The sequence below is a fragment of the Halobacillus litoralis genome (genome assembly GCF_020524025.1).
In the GTDB taxonomy this organism is placed as follows: domain Bacteria; phylum Bacillota; class Bacilli; order Bacillales; family Halobacillaceae; genus Halobacillus; species Halobacillus litoralis_D.
This window is the reverse complement of sequence record NZ_JAIVKN010000002.1, coordinates 639,777-657,137: the sequence shown is the minus strand read 5'-3', so window position 1 is coordinate 657,137 and position 17,361 is coordinate 639,777. Positions and strand designations below refer to the sequence as shown.

The following is a 17,361-nucleotide window of genomic DNA, read 5'->3' as shown; positions in this document are numbered from 1 at the left end:
CTCCGCTTTCTAATTTCTATTCTTTTTCAGCTGACGCAAGCTGTTTATTCAAATCTTTTAACTCTTCTTCCATTCGTGCCAGCTGTTTTTCGGCGTTTTGAATGTTGCCTCCAGCCGCTTCTAACTTATCTAAATCACCCTGAATTCGAATGTAATCTGCTTTTAAGAAGGTGATCTGGTCCTGGATATCTTTTTTGCTCATTTTTTTCCTTCCTTTCTTATCTTGTCCCCTGATATGAGGGAACGTATAATATAGGAAACTATTCCATATTCAGAATTTTATCAAAAATGAGCATGAATAAAAAGGAGGGGGATCGTATGACAATCGTATATGGAACAGACGCCGGTGCTTTTAAAAAAGAAGTCGAGGCATTACTTTTAGAGAGAGAAGCAGAAAATAACCTGCCTCTTGGAATATTGGAACGTATGCAGGAGTCAAACAGTGAAGAATGCCACCTTATCCATATAACGGAGAATAATCAACCTTTATTCATGTCGATGAGGACACCTCCTCACTTGTGGATCCTGCCGTCTATGTCGACTGCTGCGAAGAAACATATAAAAGAGTTCGCTATGTACTTACGGAACCATCAGTATGAGGTTCCCGGCATTTTAGGGGAAACGAATGTAGTAGGGTGGTTCTTAAGTGAGTGGGAAGCGTTAACGAAGAAAACAGCTGTTTTACAAATGGAACAGGGGATACACCGTTTAGATCAGCTGCAGCCGATAAAAAAACAAAGAGGAGAATTGGTTAAAGCTGATGTTCGTCACGCTTCCTTGTTAAAAGGTTGGATGTACCAGTATGGAATAGAGACAGAAGAGGGAATGGTGTGTAAACAAGCGGTACAGATAACAGAAGGTTTGATTAAGGATGGCCGCATATACTTATGGGTTGTCGATGATACTCCGGTTTCTATGGTGAGCAGGGCAAGAACAACAAAAAACGGGGCAACCATTAACGCGGTTTACACGCCTGACCAATACAAGAGGAATGGCTATGCTTCTCAAGCCGTCTGGCATTTGTCCGCTCTATTATTAGAAGAAGGGTTTAACTTTTGTTCTCTCTATACAGATTTAGCAAATCCAACATCCAATTCTATCTATAAAAAAATTGGCTATCAACAAATAGGAGAATCGGTTGTGTATCATTACGGATGATCTATACGACAGAGGTTAAATTCAGAACATCTTACTTTAGAAGGAAAACAAACGCACCCATCCTGCAGGGTGCGTTTGTTTATTTATTGAGGTGACTGCCATGGTTCTTGCTGCTTGTACATATCTACTATCGTTAAAACCATAACGGCAATGAATAAGAAACTTGAAATTTTGAATAATGCGGCTGTGTTAACAAACTGATAGATAAAGCCCAGGACAAGAGCACTTGATCCGATCCCTAAATCAATGGACGAATAATACATGCCATTGGCAATGCCGCTGCGCTCGATGGTTGTTCTTGAAATAACCCACGCTTGAAGGGCAGGCATCATGGAACCATATCCAGCACCAAATAAAGCACCAGCAATCACTAAGTGAAGGTTAGAACTTGCTGTAGCCAGTACCCACATGGCTGTGAAAGAGATAAAAGAGCAAAAGATGATGAGTTTCCAAGGACCTTTTTTATCAAAGTACCGTCCTGTAATTGGACGTGAGATCGTAGCTGTCAAAGCGTTGGAAAAGTAGAATAGGAAAGTTCCAGAAAGTCCTTGTTCATTCCCAAATATCACGATATAGGTAACCACTGCCCCATATCCAAAGGTGGTCAGTATCGTTACAAGAGCGGGATACCAGCTATTCTTTTCAATAAGTGAACCGGTATATGAAAAGACGGGAGGGTCTTCCTGACTCTTATACACTTGTGGTGGAGTAACAAAGCGCGTAATGGTGAACAGCAGAATGGCTACGATGCCAAGAGCTGCAGAGATCCAAACAAGCAGGTTAAAAGAATAATTCTGGTAAAGGTAGATTCCGAGGCTTGGAGCCATAATCATTCCCACAGTAACAGATAAACCGAAGTAGCCCATCCCTTCTCCGACTCTCTTTCTTGGAACAAGGTCCACCGCTGCTGTACCATTAGCTGTTGTTGACCAGCCCCATGCGAGTCCATGTATAAATCGGATGATCAATAAAATCACGACCACCTGTGTAATGGGGTAAAGAATGGTCATGATGAGCAAAGCAGAGGCCCCGCTCAGGACGAGCACTTTTCTTGGCCTCGTCAATAGGAGGTGGCCGATCATTGGACGAATGATAATCGCTCCAAAAGCAAATGTTGTTGTAATCAGACCTATCTGGAGACTGCTTCCTCCGATCGATTCAATATAAGGCGGGAGGTTTGGGAGCAACATTTGAAAACTCATAAAAGTAAACAGATTGGCTAAAATCAAAAATATAAACGGCCAAGTCCATAGCTTAGGCTGTGGCATACTGGTATCACTCACTTTCTAACAGATAAGAAAATCAAAAAACAAACCCACTATTATAAAAATAGCGGGTGGTTTGAAGCATTCTGCCATCCTATTATTCTGCTGTTTTTCTATCCAGCCACTGGTTATAAAAATGGCTGACGATTGTCTTAACAACAGCATAGGTAGGTATTGCAAAAAGAAGACCGAGAAAGCCTGCCAGACTTCCTGCAGCAAGGATCAGTGTAATAATTGTCAAAGGGTGGATATTAAGAGCTTTACCCATGACATTTGGTGATACAAAGTTTCCTTCCAATTGTTGGGCAATTACTGTAATAACAGCTACCCACACAGCGAGAATCGGATTTTGAAAAAGACCTACAAGAATGGCTGGAATGACGGCAAGAAATGGACCCACAAATGGGATGACGTTCATAATCATGGCAAATAAGGCCAAGGTCAGCGCGTAATTCAGGTCGATGATTAAATAGCCGACTAATAACAATAACCCTACAACTATACTGACAGTCATCTGTCCAAGGATAAATGCATGCAGAGTATGGTCAATGGAACGGGCTAACTTTTCGAAACTCTTTGCTGCCCGGTCATTCAAGAACTGTTTAAGAAACGGGATCAACTTATCTCCATCTTTTAACATAAAGAAAAGGAAGAATGGAATAAGGACAAGGGCAAATACAAAACCAATCAGCTGACTGATTACATTAATAATGACTTTAGAAGCATCCTGTAAATAACCTTCTAAGTTATTGGCGACATTTTCAATGGTCCCATTGAATTGACTTGGGATGATGTCTTGATTTTGCTGCCAATAGGTTACAGTGTCTACGAGCATATCGGCCATATCAGGAATGTTATTAACCAGTTTAGTAAATTGTTCCTGCGCAATCGGTGCGATAAACTGCGTTATTAAGAAGCCCAGAAATAGAAACAAAAGGAAGATAATCAAAATTCCCGGTATTCTGTGGATGCGGTATTTCTCCAATGTGATTAAAAGCGGGCGCGAGATGTAAAAAAGGATGCCGCCTCCGATCAAGGGAACAGCGATCGCTCCTAAATAAATAAGGACCGGTTCAAAGAAGAAATGAATTTGGTTAAGCAGAAGAATAAGCAGCGACAGCAGGATAGCTGTTACGATAGCTTGGAACCATTTTTTATGAATCAACAATAGACACACCTTTTTATGTGAGATTATGCTCCGTCATTGAGGGTGAGGAGCATGGTCAACGGTATTTATGTATGGACTATTTTAAGAATACCAAATATCGGTTGGGAAGCAATACATTTACTTTTAATCAGAGGACGAATAAACTGAAAATAGAAGCAGGACTTGAGGAGGAAGGGAAATGAAAAGCGAATTACTTAACCGTTTTACAAGTTATGTAAAAATGGATACACAATCTGATGAAAACAGTGATCACACTCCTTCAACGAAAGGGCAATGGGATCTTGCTCATAAACTGGTGGAAGAATTAAAAGAGATTGGCATGAGTGATGTTACCATTGATGAACATGCTTATGTGATGGCTACCCTGCCTTCAAATACAGATGCAGAAGTACCGACAATCGGCTTTTTAGCTCATATTGACACCGCGACGGATTTCACAGGAAAAGGGGTAAACCCTCAAGTAGTGGAGGATTATGACGGGGGAACGCTTCTATTAAACGAAGAAGTTCACATGAATCCATCTGACTTTCCTGAACTGTCTGCATATAAAGGGCATACACTTATTACAACAGATGGGACAACTCTATTAGGAGCGGATAACAAAGCGGGCATTGCAGAAATCATGACAGCAATGAATTATCTCATTCAACATCCTGGTATTAAACATGGTCCTATCCGGGTGGCATTCACACCTGATGAAGAGATTGGCAGAGGACCACACAAATTTGATGTTGCGCGATTTGGAGCTTCTTATGCGTACACTGTTGACGGAGGACCTCTTGGTGAACTTCAATATGAAAGTTTTAATGCCGCGACAGCCAGAGTAACCTTTTATGGTCATAGTGTCCATCCCGGCACAGCTAAAAATAAGATGGTGAATGCTGCAAAGCTAGCGATTGAGTTTCAGGAAGGTCTTCCAAAAAAGGAAGCACCTGAGCATACAGAACAATATGAAGGCTTTTATCATCTACATTCGTTTGAAGGTGACGTCGAAAAGGCTGAACTGGTTTATCTTGTCAGGGACCACGACAAAGGTGAATTTGCAAAGAAAAAAGAACGCCTGGAATCTATGGCTGATGAACTCAAAAATAAATATGGGAAAGAGAGGGTCTCCCTTACGGTCGAGGATCAATATTATAATATGGGGGATAAAATTAAGCCGGTTCAGCATATTGTAGATATTGCCCATAAAGCCATGGTAACGGAGGGAATTGATCCGATTGTGCAGCCCATAAGGGGAGGGACGGATGGTTCACAGCTCTCCTATATGGGACTGCCGACGCCGAACCTTTTTACAGGTGGAGAGAATTTCCATGGCAAATACGAATACATCTCTTTAGATAATATGGAAAAATCATCAAAAGTCATTGTCGAAATAGCCAGGTTGTTCGGAGCGGAAAGTGAACATTGATAAAGCCTGTCTATTTAATCAAACGTTTGTTTATCATTGTATAAGGAAACAGTCTGACTCTCATACTAATTGTACTCTATAAAGCGGGTAGAATTCGTTGACAAAATAAGGGTGCGTGCTATGATGAATGAAATAGTAGTATTCCTGAAGGGGAGTAGCTGGTACAATAAAGCCGTCATTTCGGGAATGTACCCCGGCTTTATTGGCAACGAACGTTGTTAGCGAGACCTTTACCCGCCGTGGTAAAGGTCTATTTATTTGGTCCTTACCATACAGGTTGGGACCATTTTTATAGGATGAAAAGGAGAGTGGAAAAGTGGATGTCCAATTACTAATTGAGTACGGATGGGTTTTGATAGTTCTCGTAGGATTGGAAGGAATCCTTGCTGCGGATAATGCCCTCGTACTGGCAATTATGGTAAAACACCTGCCGGAAGACAAACGAAAAAAAGCATTGTTCTATGGTTTGGTAGGTGCTTTTATCCTTAGGTTTGGTTCCTTATTCATTATTTCTTTCCTTGTAGACGTTTGGCAGGTACAAGCCTTAGGTGCCGCTTATTTACTATTCATCTCTGCGAAACACCTCATTGAAAAAGTGAAAAATGGCAGCAGTCACGAGGAAGAAGAGGAAAGGGAAGAGGCGGAAGGAGAACGGGGGAAAGGCTTCTGGATGACTGTACTTAAAGTAGAGTTAGCAGACCTTGCATTTGCGGTCGATTCAATCCTTGCGGCCGTAGCTCTGGCTGTGGCTCTTCCAGAGACAGACCTGCCTTCTATCGGAAGTTTGGACGGGGCTCAATTCGCAGTAATCCTTGCAGGCGGCATGATAGGGATTATCATTATGCGTTTTGCGGCGAACGTCTTTGTGAAACTGCTTAAATCAAGACCTGGTTTAGAGATTGCCGCTTTTGTCATCGTTGGATGGGTAGGAATCAAGCTGGTTGTTTCTACGCTTGCTCACCCAAATATCCAGATCTTAGATGAACACTTTGCCCATTCAACCGTGTGGAAAGTGATTTTCTATTCTGTTCTTGTCATCATTGCAGCTCTGGGCTGGTTTTTATCGAGTAAAAAAGAAACGGATGAAGAATAAGGGAGGAAAGACAAGCGGTGGAACCTATTCCCGCTTGTTTTTTTGAAGTTTTTTACAGCAGTCACTTGGAAGTGGCGAACCTGGGATAAGGATGACTTGGAGGGGGAACAAACCTTAAGTATTATCTCTAAGAGAAGGGTGTTCTTCTAAAAAGGGAATTCAACACTATGCATTTTCTTTTCATCTTTTTGGTGAGCAGTTAAGATAAAGGTATGTGTTCTTTGTAAAGGAGGGGTGGGATGGGAAAAGCAGCGGAGCATCCCCAACAACAGTTTCATTATATAAAAAATCGTATACAAATGTTGAATCAGGTCGTCACAACGATGGATCCTGAAGAAGTGGATATGGACGATTTCGTACGTGTCCTGAATATGATTGAACAGCTGCAGATCAAAATGAATCGATTTAAGAAAGATTGGGAGCAGAGGGAAAGATGAGTACTCTGCGATTCAAGGAAATGTTACAGGATGAAGCAGAAGCTGTCGCCTCATTCAATAAGCGTGCGATACAATTATATGAGAAAGCAGGCTTTGTTAAAAAGCACTCATTTATACAAGCGACCAATGGAGGCCGCTATGAATTTACAGCCATGGAGAATAAAATAGTCCGTGTAAAGGAGAGAAAAATATGACGCTGCATCATTTTCATCTGAAAGCAGATTGGCCGGGGGGAAGAAACGAAGTCGGCTTTATTGAATCAGACAAGTTAAAGACTGAAATATCCATTCCTAAAAGTATGGACGGCCCGGATGTTGGTACGAATCCAGACGAAATGCTACTCGGCGCTGCCGCTACCTGTTACATCATCAGCCTGGCTGCTATGATTGAGCGTGCTGGTCTGCCGCTAAAAGAAATGGACATGAACTCAGAGGGAATTGTGGATGTTACGAACGGTGTGTTCACTTATAAGCAGATTATCCACAGACCGCGTGTTGTATTAAGTTCAGAAGCAGGCAGTCAGGAGTTATCCAAATTAAATCGACTGGTAGAAAAAGCAGAAAAGAGTTGTATGATTTCCAGAGCGATTGAAGGAAACGTCGAACTTACATTAGAAGCTGATACCAGAATAGATGCATAAATAAAGGCAGCCGCTGTAGAGTGGCTGCCTTTATTTATGCATATGAAAAAGCAAGGGACTTGATTAAATGCCCCTTGCTGAATAGCATATAGGTATTTTCTAAACATTAGGATTGAAACAAGTAAACTCTCGCTTCGAATGGTTTCAAGGTAAAGGCTGTGAGGTCCTTATGTGCATCAACGATAAGATTAGCCAAAATCAAGTTCTCAGAACTTAATGAAAAAGTGGACTCAAAGGCAGCGGTTTGATCTGTTAAATTAGAAATCACGAGCGCAGTCTTGTCACCAAGTGTGCGTGTATAAGCATAAATCCTGGTATCCTCTTTGAGGATAAGATCGTAAGTTCCATAAGTGAATAGATCGTGTTTTTTCTTTAGGTGAATCATTTTCTTATAATAACTGAGAATGGAATGCGGATCCTTCTGCTGATCGGCAACATTGATGCTCTTATAATTGGAATTAATTTTTATCCAAGGGGTTCCGGTTGTAAACCCTGCCTGTGGTTCATTGCTCCATTGCATAGGGGTTCGGCTGTTGTCCCGGGACGTATTCCATAGAATCTCCATGATTTCCTCATGTTTCATCCCTTTTTCTTTCTTTGTTTTGTATAAATTTCTGGCGGCTACATCGTCGTAGTCTTCAATGGAAGGGAAGGCGACGTTCGTCATACCAATTTCCTGCCCTTGGTATATAAAAGGGGTCCCCTGCATGAAGAAATACATAGTCCCGATCGAAGTAGCACTTTCCCGCCAGTATACGCGATCATCCCCCCATGTAGATACAACCCTGGCTTTGTCATGGTTTTCAACAAACAAAGCGTTCCATCCATCACCTTCAAGAGCCTTCTGCCAGCGTGTAAGAACTTTTTTCAGCCCGGGAATATCAAGCTGTTGTTCTGCATCCTGATCCCATAAGTCAAGGTGTTCAAATTGAAAGATCATATCCATCTTTCCGTTATCTCCAACCCATAAATCCGCTTCATCTGCATCGACGCCATTTGCTTCTCCAACAGTCATAACATCATAGTTGGCATAAGTGCGATCCTTGAATTCCTGCAAAAATTTGTGAATTCCTTTCTGGTTCATATGCATGTCAAAAGAAGAGACATAGGTTTCTTTTTTAGGGTTTGGCATATCGGGTAACCCTGGTCGTTTCTTAATATGACTGATTGCATCAATGCGGAAACCATCAATGCCTTTATCCAGCCACCAATTGACCGTATCGTACAAGACCTCCCGCACTTCACTGTTTTCCCAGTTCAAATCAGGCTGCTTCGTAGAAAAAACATGAAGATAATACTGATCAGTTTTCTTATCATATTCCCAGGCAGAACCTTCAAAGATACTTTCCCAGTTATTTGGTTCTTTCCCTTTCTTGCCGTCCCGCCAAATGTACCAGTCCCGTTTAGGGTTGTCTTTAGATTTTCTTGATTCGATAAACCATGGGTGCTCATCACTTGTGTGATTTAGGACAAGATCAATAATCAGCTTCATATCCCGTTTATGCACTTCTTCCAGCAGTTGATCAAAGTCCTCCATCGTTCCAAATTCATCCAGGATATCCTGATAATCTGAAATATCATAGCCATTGTCATCTTTTGGGGATTTATACATAGGGCAGATCCAAATAAAATCAATTCCCATTTCTTTCAGGTAATCCAGACGGCCGATCATACCCTGAAGATCGCCAATTCCATCCCCATTTGAATCTTGAAAACTGCGAGGATACACCTGATAGCCAACAGCTTCTTTCCACCAAACACGTTCCATAAAGTTCCCCTCATTTCTTATTAGTATATCTTAACCCAATCCAATGCAAACGTTTTCATTTGTGCTTTAAACTTTGGGATTCATTTCTATATACTTATATTTAAGACTTATTTCAAATACTTTCACAGCTTTAAAATACTGTTTGTGCAAACGTTTTCCTAGTGGTTTTAATACTAGCTGATTTCTAGAATTTTTACAATAGAAAGAATACGATTTTATAGTTCGGTTCTAAAGAGAGGACAGGAACAAAGCGGGAGATGAAAAGGTAGAAAACATTCAATCGTTTTTTATGCAGAAGGACCTGCTCGATCTTAAGACAGGTTTGTTTCAACACTTTATAAAAATTATAAAATTAGAGTTCATTAGAATTGCGTGGTTTTTGTTTTTCCTATATATTTAATATATAGGATCACAAACGCATAAGAGAACCTTCGGGGTCGGGTGAAAATCCCAGCCGGCGGTAATGAGCAGCAGCTCCGAGCCCGCGACGAAGAATCAGTGTGAAGCACGGTTCTTCCTGATTTGGTGAAATTCCAAAGCCGACAGTGAGAGTCTGGATGGGAGAAGGTTAAGGAAACGTAAAAGGTACAGATTAACGAAACGTGTACCCTTTATTTTGTGTACGCAAATTTTACGTCAAAGACCCTGGGGAAGTATAACTTCTTCAGGGTCTATTTTTTTATTAAAGCGCAGGTGAAGAAAATGGGTCGAGACGAGAGATTCATGGGCATGGCTATCGAGATGGCAAAAGAGACAATCGGGCAGACAAGTCCAAACCCATCCGTGGCTGCCATAGTAGTCAAGGATAATCAAGTCGTTGGTTTAGGTGTCCATGTGAAAGCGGGGGAGGCTCATGCGGAAGTCCACGCACTTAGAATGGCTGGTGAGAAGGCGCGGGGGGCAGAGATTTATGTGACACTTGAGCCCTGCAGTCATTATGGAAAGACTCCTCCATGTGCAGAGGCTGTAGTGAAAGCGGGTATCCAGCGTGCTGTCATTGCTTCATCTGATCCTAATCCCAAAGTAGCCGGCAGAGGTATCCAAAAAATGAGGGAACATGGATTAGAAGTAAAGACGGGTGTTATGAAAAAAGAAGCGGATGAACTGAACCGTGCCTTCTTTCATTATATAAAAATGAAAGAACCTTATGTCCGTTTGAAGTCGGCGATGAGTCTGGATGGGAAGATCGCTACCTCGTCTGGAGAAAGTCAATGGATTACAGGGGAAGAAGCGCGGCAGGACGGTCATTCGTACAGACATCGGTCAGATGCAATTCTTGTAGGAATTAACACGGTCCTTATGGATGATCCTAAATTAACGACAAGGATAGAGGGAAAGGGACGCAATCCCATCCGTATCATTCTTGACACCCATTTACAGACGCCTGTTACATCACAGCTTATAGAAAATAACGAAGCGCCGACCTGGATTTTCACCGGTCGTCATACAGAGAATGAAAAACAGAGGCACTTCGAACAAATACCACACGTAAGTGTGGTACCTTTCGACTTTGAACAGATTCCGGTGGAGGAAGTTCTTCGTTATCTAGGAGAACAGAAAGTCACTTCCCTTCTCGTAGAAGGAGGAGCCACAATCGCTGATTCTTTTGTTCGGGCAGGTAAAATAAATGAAACAATTACTTACATTGCCCCCAAGTTGATTGGTGGAAAAGAAGCATTGACCCCGGTGGCTGGTAAAGGCATTCACCAGTTAAAAGATGTGAGATCCTTTGAAATTGTTTCTAATGAGTTAGTGGGAGAAGATATTAAAATCGTTTCTTTGAAAAGAGGAGAATGATTATGTTTACAGGAATTGTAGAGGAGATAGGTACACTTAAATCTGTGAAAAACAAAACAGAAGCGCTGGAAGTGAAGGTGTCAGCAGATGTCGTGCTGAAGGATGCGAAGCTGGGTGATAGTATATCTGTTAACGGAGTATGCCTGACCGTTACAGATTTGACTGATGGCACCATTTCTTTTGATGTCATGCCTGAAACTTACCGCGCTACCAATATTCATGAACTAAAGCAAGGCGACCCGATAAATTTAGAACGAGCGATGGCAGCAGGGGGGCGCTTTGGGGGGCATCTTGTTTCCGGTCATATTGATGGAACCGGAAAGATCGTTTCGAAAAAACCAGAATCCAATGCTGTCTATTATGAAGTACAGCTGCCTGAAGAACTCATTCATTACTTTGTTTATAAAGGATCTATTGCAGTAGATGGGACGTCATTAACGGTTTTTGGGGTGGAAGAGGATAAGGTTACGATTTCATTAATCCCTCATACGATGGAACATACAGTTCTTGGAGGGAAAGGACCTGGTGACCGCGTAAATATTGAATGCGATATGATAGGGAAATACGTCGCTCACTTCCTGAGTGGACAACAAAATGAGCATCCGAAATCAGCGATGTCTAAGCAGTTTTTAGCTGATAACGGCTTTGCATAAGAGGTGAGAGTATGTTTGATTCAATTGAGAAAGCAATAGATGATTTGAAGCAGGGGAAGCTTGTCATAGTATGTGACGATGAGGACCGTGAAAATGAAGGGGATCTTGTCGGTGTTGCTGAATATGCAACGCCGGAAATGATTAATTTTATGATCAAATACGGAAGAGGCCTTGTCTGCGCACCGATTACGGATGAGCTGGCTGAGGATTTAGAACTGATGCCTATGGTGGATAACAATTCAGATCCGAACCAGACCGCCTTTACTGTCAGTATTGACCATAAAGATACGACAACAGGCATTTCTGCTGAAGAACGTGCATTAACCATTAGAGAAATGCTTAATCGTGAAACGACAGCATCTGATTTTCAAAAACCCGGTCATATTTTTCCGCTGATTGCAAAAGAAGGCGGAGTTCTTCGGAGGGCCGGCCATACAGAAGCTTCCGTTGACCTGGCCCGTTTAGCTGGGGCGAGACCGGCAGGAGTCATTTGTGAAATTATTAATGATGACGGAACAATGGCGCGCGTACCTGATCTTAGGAAAATGGCGGATGAATTCGATATCCCTATGATCACAATTGCCGACCTTATCCAGTATCGTCATGAAAAAGAAAAACATGTGAAACGTGAAGTAACAGTAAACATGCCGACGGAGTATGGAGACTTTAAAGCGGTCGGCTTTTCTAATGATATCGATTATAAAGATCATATCGCTCTTGTTAAGGGCGACATCAACCCTGATGAGCCGACGCTTGTTCGTGTCCACTCTGAGTGTCTGACAGGAGATGTCTTTGGGTCCTACCGCTGTGACTGCGGCCCGCAGCTTCATAATGCTTTAAGGCAGATATCCGAAAACGGCAGTGGTGTACTGCTTTATATGCGCCAGGAGGGCCGTGGGATCGGGCTGATGAATAAACTTCAGGCCTATAAGCTTCAAGAAGAAGGGTACGATACTGTCGAAGCAAATGAAAAGCTTGGATTTGGTCCAGACCTTAGGGACTATGGAGTAGGCGCCCAAATATTGAAGGACTTAGGAATCACAAAACTGCGTCTTCTTACGAACAATCCCAAAAAGATATCAGGGCTCGGGGGCTTCGGCTTAGAAGTCGTTGAACGGGTTCCAATTCAAATGGATTCCAGAAAAGAAAATGAACGATACTTGAAAACAAAACAGTCTAAAATGGGGCATTTATTCCACTACTAGAAAGGGAGTTGTACGTATGGTAAAAACAATAGAAGGTAATCTTGTAGGAACAGGGTTAAAAGTTGGGATCGTCGTTGGGCGATTTAATGATTTTATCACAGGAAAATTATATGAGGGAGCAGTAGATGCTTTCAAACGCCATGGCGTGGAAGTCAATGATGTAGAAGTCGCTCATGTCCCGGGAGCTTTTGAAATTCCCTTGGTTGCAAACAAAATGGCAAACTCCGGGAAGTACGATGCAGTCGTGACTTTGGGAGCTGTTATCCGCGGATCTACTCCACATTTCGATTACGTTTGTAATGAGGCAGCTAAAGGTGTCTCCCAGGCATCGATGCAAAGTGGGATTCCTGTTATTTTTGGAGTCATTACAACGGATACGATTGAGCAGGCGATCGAACGAGCAGGAACAAAAGCTGGAAATAAAGGCTGGGAAGCTGCAACAGCCGCTATTGAAATGGCTACGCTGATGAAAAACTTTGAATAAAAGCTGACGAACTGCCTGAGTTTATGCTCGGGCAGTTTTTTTATGGTTTGACTCTGTGATGGTTCCAGGGTAAGGGCGTTGGGAACGAAACGATCCTGTATGGTATAGAGTCTGGAAGTACTTCCTTTAATGAAGATATCCACATGTGAATAAGTGGATGATGATTTGAGTTTATATCCACAGGGAAAAAGGAAGGATAAAGAGAGAGGGAGGATGGGGTATGACTGTAAGAGCTGTATGGTTTCGTAGAGATTTACGATTAAACGATCAAACCGCGCTGGCCAAAGCTATAGAACATACAAAGGACGGCGATCACATAGTCCTTGTTTTTCATATACATCCTGTATTAAATGAAACGTTTACTCCAAGACATGACTACTTTTTTCAAACCTTGAAATCCTTTGTAGATCAAGCAGAGGGAACAGGTGCCCCCGTACATTTTCTTGAAGGTGAAATTGAGGAAGCGTTCACAGATCTTGTGGAAAAAACAGATGCGGACATGATTTATTTCAATCGTGATGAGACTGGTTTTGGAAAAAAACGTGATGATCATATGCTGGATTTTTTTGATTCTATGAATGTTGAAGCTTACCACTACGTAGATCATCATATTCATGGAGCAGATGAAGTGAGGAAGAAAGATGGGGGATTCTATAAAGTATTCTCTCCTTACTTAAAAAGCTGGAAAGAGCTGCAAAAACCAGCGGTCCAGAAGGTTAATCATGAGAAGCTCTCAACAGCTGCTATTGATAAGAAGTCTTCTTTTAATAAAGGAGAAAAAGCTTATCAACAGCTAATAAATCGGTTGAGTGGTAATTTCCCTGGTGTTGGTGAGGCAGATGCTCTAGAGAGACTGGATCAGTTTTTGGACGCAGATATTTATGATTATGATGAACGGAGAGATTATCCGTCTGTAGATGGAACAAGTCTTATGTCACGTTATCTCCGGACGGGGGCAGTCTCCATAAGAACCGTTTACCATACCATTGAGGACAGGGTAGACTTCCGGAAGAACACATCTGGTGTGGATGCGTATATATCGGAATTAGCCTGGCGCGATTTCTACAATATGATTTACCATCATCATCCTGAATCCAAGAATAAAGAGGTGGTAGAAAAATACCGCGGGCTTCCATGGAACAATGATGATGATTTACTAATCAAGTGGCAGGAGGGACAGACGGGTTTTCCTCTAATAGATGCGGCGATGAGGCAGCTCAATGAGACAGGGTGGATGCACAACAGACTCAGAATGGCCGTTGCTTCTTTTCTGACTAAGGATTTACTGATGGATTGGAGAGAAGGAGAGCGTTATTTCTCTGAAAGACTAATCGATTACGATCCGGCTTCCAACATAGGAGGGTGGCAGTGGGCAGCCTCTACAGGAACGGATCCAGTTCCTTATTTTCGTGTGTTCAATCCTACGAGGCAGTCAGAGCGATTCGATCCACATGGCCGTTTTATTAAAGAATGGATGCCGGAATTAAAAGAAGTAAAAGAAAAATACATTCATGAACCAGGTAAGATGTCCAAAGATGAACAAGAAGAAGCTGGATGTATAATCGGGGAGGATTATCCTAAGCCTGTTGTGGATCATAAAACAATGAGAGTACGAGCGATTGAAATGTTTAAGGAACAAACATAATGCGCGTTTTAGATGAGCACACTTAATATGAAAATTATCTCAACTCAAGTCCTTAACAAACCTAATAAAAAATAAAAACGTTGAACTTTAACAGCGCCAAAAATATAAAAACAGACCAAGCAGCTGGAGGGGTTACTATTGAATAATCAAAAGAAACAATTAGAAAAATATGCGGATCTAGCTTTAAAGAAAGGTGTCAACCTGCAAAGAGGTCAAGGCTTAATTATTAATGCACCCATTGAGGCTGCTGATCTTGTACGAATTATCTCAGCTAAAGCATACGGGCGCGGGGCTAAAAACGTCCATGTGGAGTGGAATGATGAGATGCTGAGTTACATGAAGATGAAAAATGCTCCAATGGAGATTTTGGAGTCCTTTCCAAAATGGAAAGCAGATGGATTGGAAGAAATGGTCGCTGACGGATATGCCTTACTATCTGTTTACGGTCCCAACCCTGATTTGTTTAAGAATGTAGATCCAGAAAGGGTGGCAAAAGCGAACAAAGCAAGTGCAGAAGCTTTGTCTTCCTATCGGGACTATATTATGAATGACAAAACCACGTGGTCTATTATTGCCTACCCACAGCAGGCATGGGCTGAAAAGGTATTTCCGGAAACACCTCCTGAAAAAGCCCAGGACAAACTATGGGAGCAGATCTTTCAAATTACGAGAATTGATCAGGACGATCCTATTCAAGCGTGGGAAGAACATAATGAGCGTCTGCGTCAGGCCCGAGAGTATCTTAATCAGAAGCAATATAAGAAACTTCACTATAAAGCACCGGGAACAGAGCTTTCTATTGAACTGGTACCCAGCCATGTGTGGCACGGTGGGTCAACAAAATCCGTGAATGGAACAGAATTCAATCCAAACATACCAACAGAAGAAGTATTTACTATGCCACATAAAACCGGTGTTCAAGGGAAAGTGACAAGTACAAAACCTTTGAATTATGGAGGCAACCTCATCGAAAACTTTACGTTGACGTTTGAAAATGGCCAGGTGGTTGATTACTCAGCAGAATCTGGTGAAGACACACTGAAGCATTTGTTAGAAACCGATGATGGAGCTAAACGTCTGGGGGAAGTAGCGCTCGTCCCTAATGAGTCACCGATTTCTCAGGCTGGTCATATTTTCTATAACACCCTTTATGATGAAAATGCTTCCTGCCATTTAGCGCTGGGGAAAGCTTATCCGACAAATGTAAGAGGCGGATCCTCTTTTAACAAAGAACAAATGGAAGCGCACGGGGTCAACGATAGTCTCGTGCATGAAGATTTTATGATGGGATCTGAAGAATTAGATATTGATGGTGAAACCAAGGAAGGGGAATTCGAGCCCATTTTTCGTAAAGGGAGCTGGGCCATTGACTTTGAGTCCTGAAACAGCGGCAGAGACATTCGAAAACGGATGTCTCTGCTATTGTTTTCGTTCATTACAGTACATATCGGAAGATAACATTACTGTTACAATGCTTTTAAATCTCCATAAACTTGTCTACAATGACTTCTTAATGTGATAAATAATAAGTAAGGTATTCTAAGTGTTAATTAAAAAAAGAAGGGTGAGACAGCATGAAGCGTGATGCTTTGTTTGATAATGCAAAGGTAGTCCTGATTTTTCTGGTTGTCTTCGGACACATGATTCAACCATTTACAGATGGCTCAAAACCCATGTACACGCTTTATACATGGATTTATACATTCCACATGCCGGCCTTTATTTTTCTTGCTGGTTTTTTTGCAAAGGGGTCAGGAGAAAAGGATTATATAATACAGCTTGCTAAAAAACTGATTCTGCCTTATCTCATCTTTCAACTCGTCTATACAGGGTATTACTTTTTCATCGGCAAGGGGGATGGTTTTGATGGAATCTTCTATCCCCATTGGTCTCTATGGTTTCTATTCAGCCTTTTTTGCTGGCATATTCTTCTGTATTGGTTTAAAAAAGTTCCACCAATACTGGGAGTTTCAATTGCGGTTCAAATTGGAATATTAGTTGGGTACTTCACTGATGTTGGTCACCATTTCAGTCTCTCGCGCACCTTTGTCTTTTTTCCGTTCTTCTTAGCTGGGTATTGGTTGACGAAAGACCATGTCTATAAATGGAGAACGCGTCGAATTAAGGAGATAAGTCTTGTAGTAATGACGGGGGTTGCTGCTTTCATTGCGATGTCCCCAACATTCACCTCAGGATGGCTGCTCGGTTCGAAGTCGTATGCTGTGCTGGATAGTCCAGAAATGGGGGGACTTATCCGATTAGGTGTTTATTTCCTTGCGGCAGTTATGGTGGTCAGCGTGATGGCTTGGATTCCTAACAAACACTATCGTTTCACTTATCTTGGTGGAAAAACCTTATATGTGTATCTGCTCCATGGTTTCTTTATTCAATTTTTCCGCCAGGCGGGCTGGTTCAGTGTTAATCATATGATGGATGTAATAGGGCTTGCGATTGTTGCTGCCGGTATTGTTTATCTGCTTTCAAGCAGTTTCATTCGTACAGTTACACAACCTATGATTGAAGGACGCGTTCAGCTCTTAAAAGCTTGGTGGCATCGTTCTACGCAGAAAGATACGTTTTTCTCGTCGTGAGTTTTTCTTTATGGATGGAATCAGACCTCCTTGTGAATAATAGGAA

17 protein-coding genes and 1 riboswitch are annotated in these 17,361 nt (G+C 42.0%); of the genes, 13 read left to right on the top strand and 4 right to left on the bottom strand.

The features are described from left to right. Window positions 1-16: 16 nt before the first annotated feature. Window positions 17-202, bottom strand: coding sequence for an SE1832 family protein (locus tag LC036_RS09770; protein ID WP_226581587.1), 186 nt, complete (start codon window positions 200-202; stop codon window positions 17-19). A 116-nt stretch (window positions 203-318) separates the two neighbouring features. On the opposite strand from LC036_RS09770, the gene LC036_RS09765 reads away from it, so the two are divergent. Beyond that, complete coding sequence (locus tag LC036_RS09765) at window positions 319-1,158, top strand: GNAT family N-acetyltransferase (RefSeq protein ID WP_226581584.1); 840 nt, start codon at window positions 319-321, stop codon at window positions 1,156-1,158. Window positions 1,159-1,241: 83 nt separating this feature from the next. On the opposite strand, the gene LC036_RS09760 is transcribed toward LC036_RS09765, so the two are convergent. After that, complete coding sequence (locus tag LC036_RS09760) at window positions 1,242-2,426, bottom strand: MFS transporter (protein WP_226581582.1); 1,185 nt, start codon at window positions 2,424-2,426, stop codon at window positions 1,242-1,244. A 94-nt stretch (window positions 2,427-2,520) separates the two neighbouring features. Beyond that, on the bottom strand, window positions 2,521-3,588 hold the full coding sequence (locus tag LC036_RS09755; RefSeq protein ID WP_226581580.1) for an AI-2E family transporter: 1,068 nt from the start codon (window positions 3,586-3,588) through the stop codon (window positions 2,521-2,523). 181 nt (window positions 3,589-3,769) lie between these two features. Here LC036_RS09755 and pepT point away from each other — a divergent pair, with 181 nt between their 5' ends. The 5 genes from pepT to LC036_RS09730 all read left to right on the top strand — a co-directional run bounded on the left by pepT (window position 3,770) and on the right by LC036_RS09730 (window position 7,172). Further along, window positions 3,770-5,002 (top strand): peptidase T, encoded by a 1,233-nt coding sequence (gene pepT / locus LC036_RS09750; protein WP_226581578.1) that lies wholly within the window; start codon window positions 3,770-3,772, stop codon window positions 5,000-5,002. Between the two features lie 316 nt (window positions 5,003-5,318). After that, complete coding sequence (locus LC036_RS09745; RefSeq protein ID WP_226581575.1) at window positions 5,319-6,095, top strand: TerC family protein; 777 nt, start codon at window positions 5,319-5,321, stop codon at window positions 6,093-6,095. Window positions 6,096-6,334: 239 nt separating this feature from the next. Further along, window positions 6,335-6,532 (top strand): SE1561 family protein, encoded by a 198-nt coding sequence (locus LC036_RS09740; RefSeq protein WP_226581573.1) that lies wholly within the window; start codon window positions 6,335-6,337, stop codon window positions 6,530-6,532. Next, the gene (locus tag LC036_RS09735) at window positions 6,529-6,726 is read left to right on the top strand and encodes a hypothetical protein (RefSeq protein ID WP_226582538.1); all 198 of its coding nucleotides are present in this window, start codon (window positions 6,529-6,531) and stop codon (window positions 6,724-6,726) included. Before LC036_RS09740 ends, LC036_RS09735 begins: the two co-directional genes overlap by 4 nt. Continuing rightward, the gene (locus LC036_RS09730) at window positions 6,723-7,172 is read left to right on the top strand and encodes an OsmC family protein (RefSeq protein ID WP_226581571.1); all 450 of its coding nucleotides are present in this window, start codon (window positions 6,723-6,725) and stop codon (window positions 7,170-7,172) included. Before LC036_RS09735 ends, LC036_RS09730 begins: the two co-directional genes overlap by 4 nt. A gap of 106 nt (window positions 7,173-7,278) precedes the next feature. Here the strand turns inward: LC036_RS09730 and LC036_RS09725 are convergent, their stop codons facing one another. Continuing rightward, the gene (locus LC036_RS09725; RefSeq protein WP_226581569.1) at window positions 7,279-8,940 is read right to left on the bottom strand and encodes a glycoside hydrolase family 13 protein; all 1,662 of its coding nucleotides are present in this window, start codon (window positions 8,938-8,940) and stop codon (window positions 7,279-7,281) included. Between the two features lie 423 nt (window positions 8,941-9,363). After that, window positions 9,364-9,513: riboswitch (FMN riboswitch) on the top strand. Between the two features lie 129 nt (window positions 9,514-9,642). Here LC036_RS09725 and ribD point away from each other — a divergent pair. From ribD to LC036_RS09690, 7 genes are all read left to right on the top strand, one after another. Continuing rightward, complete coding sequence (gene ribD, locus LC036_RS09720) at window positions 9,643-10,737, top strand: bifunctional diaminohydroxyphosphoribosylaminopyrimidine deaminase/5-amino-6-(5-phosphoribosylamino)uracil reductase RibD (protein ID WP_226581566.1); 1,095 nt, start codon at window positions 9,643-9,645, stop codon at window positions 10,735-10,737. 2 nt (window positions 10,738-10,739) lie between these two features. After that, window positions 10,740-11,390 carry a riboflavin synthase gene (ribE, locus tag LC036_RS09715; protein WP_226581564.1) on the top strand — a complete coding sequence of 217 codons (651 nt, stop codon included), beginning with the start codon at window positions 10,740-10,742 and terminating at the stop codon, window positions 11,388-11,390. Window positions 11,391-11,401: 11 nt separating this feature from the next. Further along, window positions 11,402-12,595: a bifunctional 3,4-dihydroxy-2-butanone-4-phosphate synthase/GTP cyclohydrolase II gene (locus LC036_RS09710; protein ID WP_226581561.1), complete on the top strand. Its 1,194-nt coding sequence runs from the start codon at window positions 11,402-11,404 to the stop codon at window positions 12,593-12,595. A gap of 16 nt (window positions 12,596-12,611) precedes the next feature. Then, window positions 12,612-13,079: a 6,7-dimethyl-8-ribityllumazine synthase gene (gene ribE / locus LC036_RS09705; RefSeq protein ID WP_226581559.1), complete on the top strand. Its 468-nt coding sequence runs from the start codon at window positions 12,612-12,614 to the stop codon at window positions 13,077-13,079. A gap of 220 nt (window positions 13,080-13,299) precedes the next feature. Continuing rightward, window positions 13,300-14,724, top strand: coding sequence for a cryptochrome/photolyase family protein (locus LC036_RS09700; RefSeq protein WP_226581556.1), 1,425 nt, complete (start codon window positions 13,300-13,302; stop codon window positions 14,722-14,724). A gap of 138 nt (window positions 14,725-14,862) precedes the next feature. Next, a complete protein-coding gene (locus LC036_RS09695; RefSeq protein ID WP_226581554.1) occupies window positions 14,863-16,107 on the top strand; it encodes an aminopeptidase in 1,245 nt (414 codons plus the stop codon). Between the two features lie 191 nt (window positions 16,108-16,298). Next, window positions 16,299-17,315, top strand: coding sequence for an acyltransferase family protein (locus tag LC036_RS09690; RefSeq protein ID WP_226581552.1), 1,017 nt, complete (start codon window positions 16,299-16,301; stop codon window positions 17,313-17,315). Window positions 17,316-17,361 lie beyond the last annotated feature (46 nt).

What these genes read in the sequence shown, in the direction of transcription:
- LC036_RS09770 (WP_226581587.1), bottom strand. Translation starts at nt 202, where the DNA reads ATGAGCAAAAAAGATATCCAGGACCAGATCACCTTCTTAAAAGCAGAT.
- LC036_RS09765 (WP_226581584.1), top strand. Translation starts at nt 319, where the DNA reads ATGACAATCGTATATGGAACAGACGCCGGTGCTTTTAAAAAAGAAGTC.
- LC036_RS09760 (WP_226581582.1), bottom strand. Translation starts at nt 2,426, where the DNA reads ATGCCACAGCCTAAGCTATGGACTTGGCCGTTTATATTTTTGATTTTA.
- pepT (WP_226581578.1), top strand. Translation starts at nt 3,770, where the DNA reads ATGAAAAGCGAATTACTTAACCGTTTTACAAGTTATGTAAAAATGGAT.
- LC036_RS09740 (WP_226581573.1), top strand. Translation starts at nt 6,335, where the DNA reads ATGGGAAAAGCAGCGGAGCATCCCCAACAACAGTTTCATTATATAAAA.
- LC036_RS09735 (WP_226582538.1), top strand. Translation starts at nt 6,529, where the DNA reads ATGAGTACTCTGCGATTCAAGGAAATGTTACAGGATGAAGCAGAAGCT.
- LC036_RS09730 (WP_226581571.1), top strand. Translation starts at nt 6,723, where the DNA reads ATGACGCTGCATCATTTTCATCTGAAAGCAGATTGGCCGGGGGGAAGA.
- LC036_RS09725 (WP_226581569.1), bottom strand. Translation starts at nt 8,940, where the DNA reads ATGGAACGTGTTTGGTGGAAAGAAGCTGTTGGCTATCAGGTGTATCCT.
- ribD (WP_226581566.1), top strand. Translation starts at nt 9,643, where the DNA reads ATGGGTCGAGACGAGAGATTCATGGGCATGGCTATCGAGATGGCAAAA.
- ribE (WP_226581564.1), top strand. Translation starts at nt 10,740, where the DNA reads ATGTTTACAGGAATTGTAGAGGAGATAGGTACACTTAAATCTGTGAAA.
- LC036_RS09710 (WP_226581561.1), top strand. Translation starts at nt 11,402, where the DNA reads ATGTTTGATTCAATTGAGAAAGCAATAGATGATTTGAAGCAGGGGAAG.
- ribE (WP_226581559.1), top strand. Translation starts at nt 12,612, where the DNA reads ATGGTAAAAACAATAGAAGGTAATCTTGTAGGAACAGGGTTAAAAGTT.
- LC036_RS09700 (WP_226581556.1), top strand. Translation starts at nt 13,300, where the DNA reads ATGACTGTAAGAGCTGTATGGTTTCGTAGAGATTTACGATTAAACGAT.
- LC036_RS09690 (WP_226581552.1), top strand. Translation starts at nt 16,299, where the DNA reads ATGAAGCGTGATGCTTTGTTTGATAATGCAAAGGTAGTCCTGATTTTT.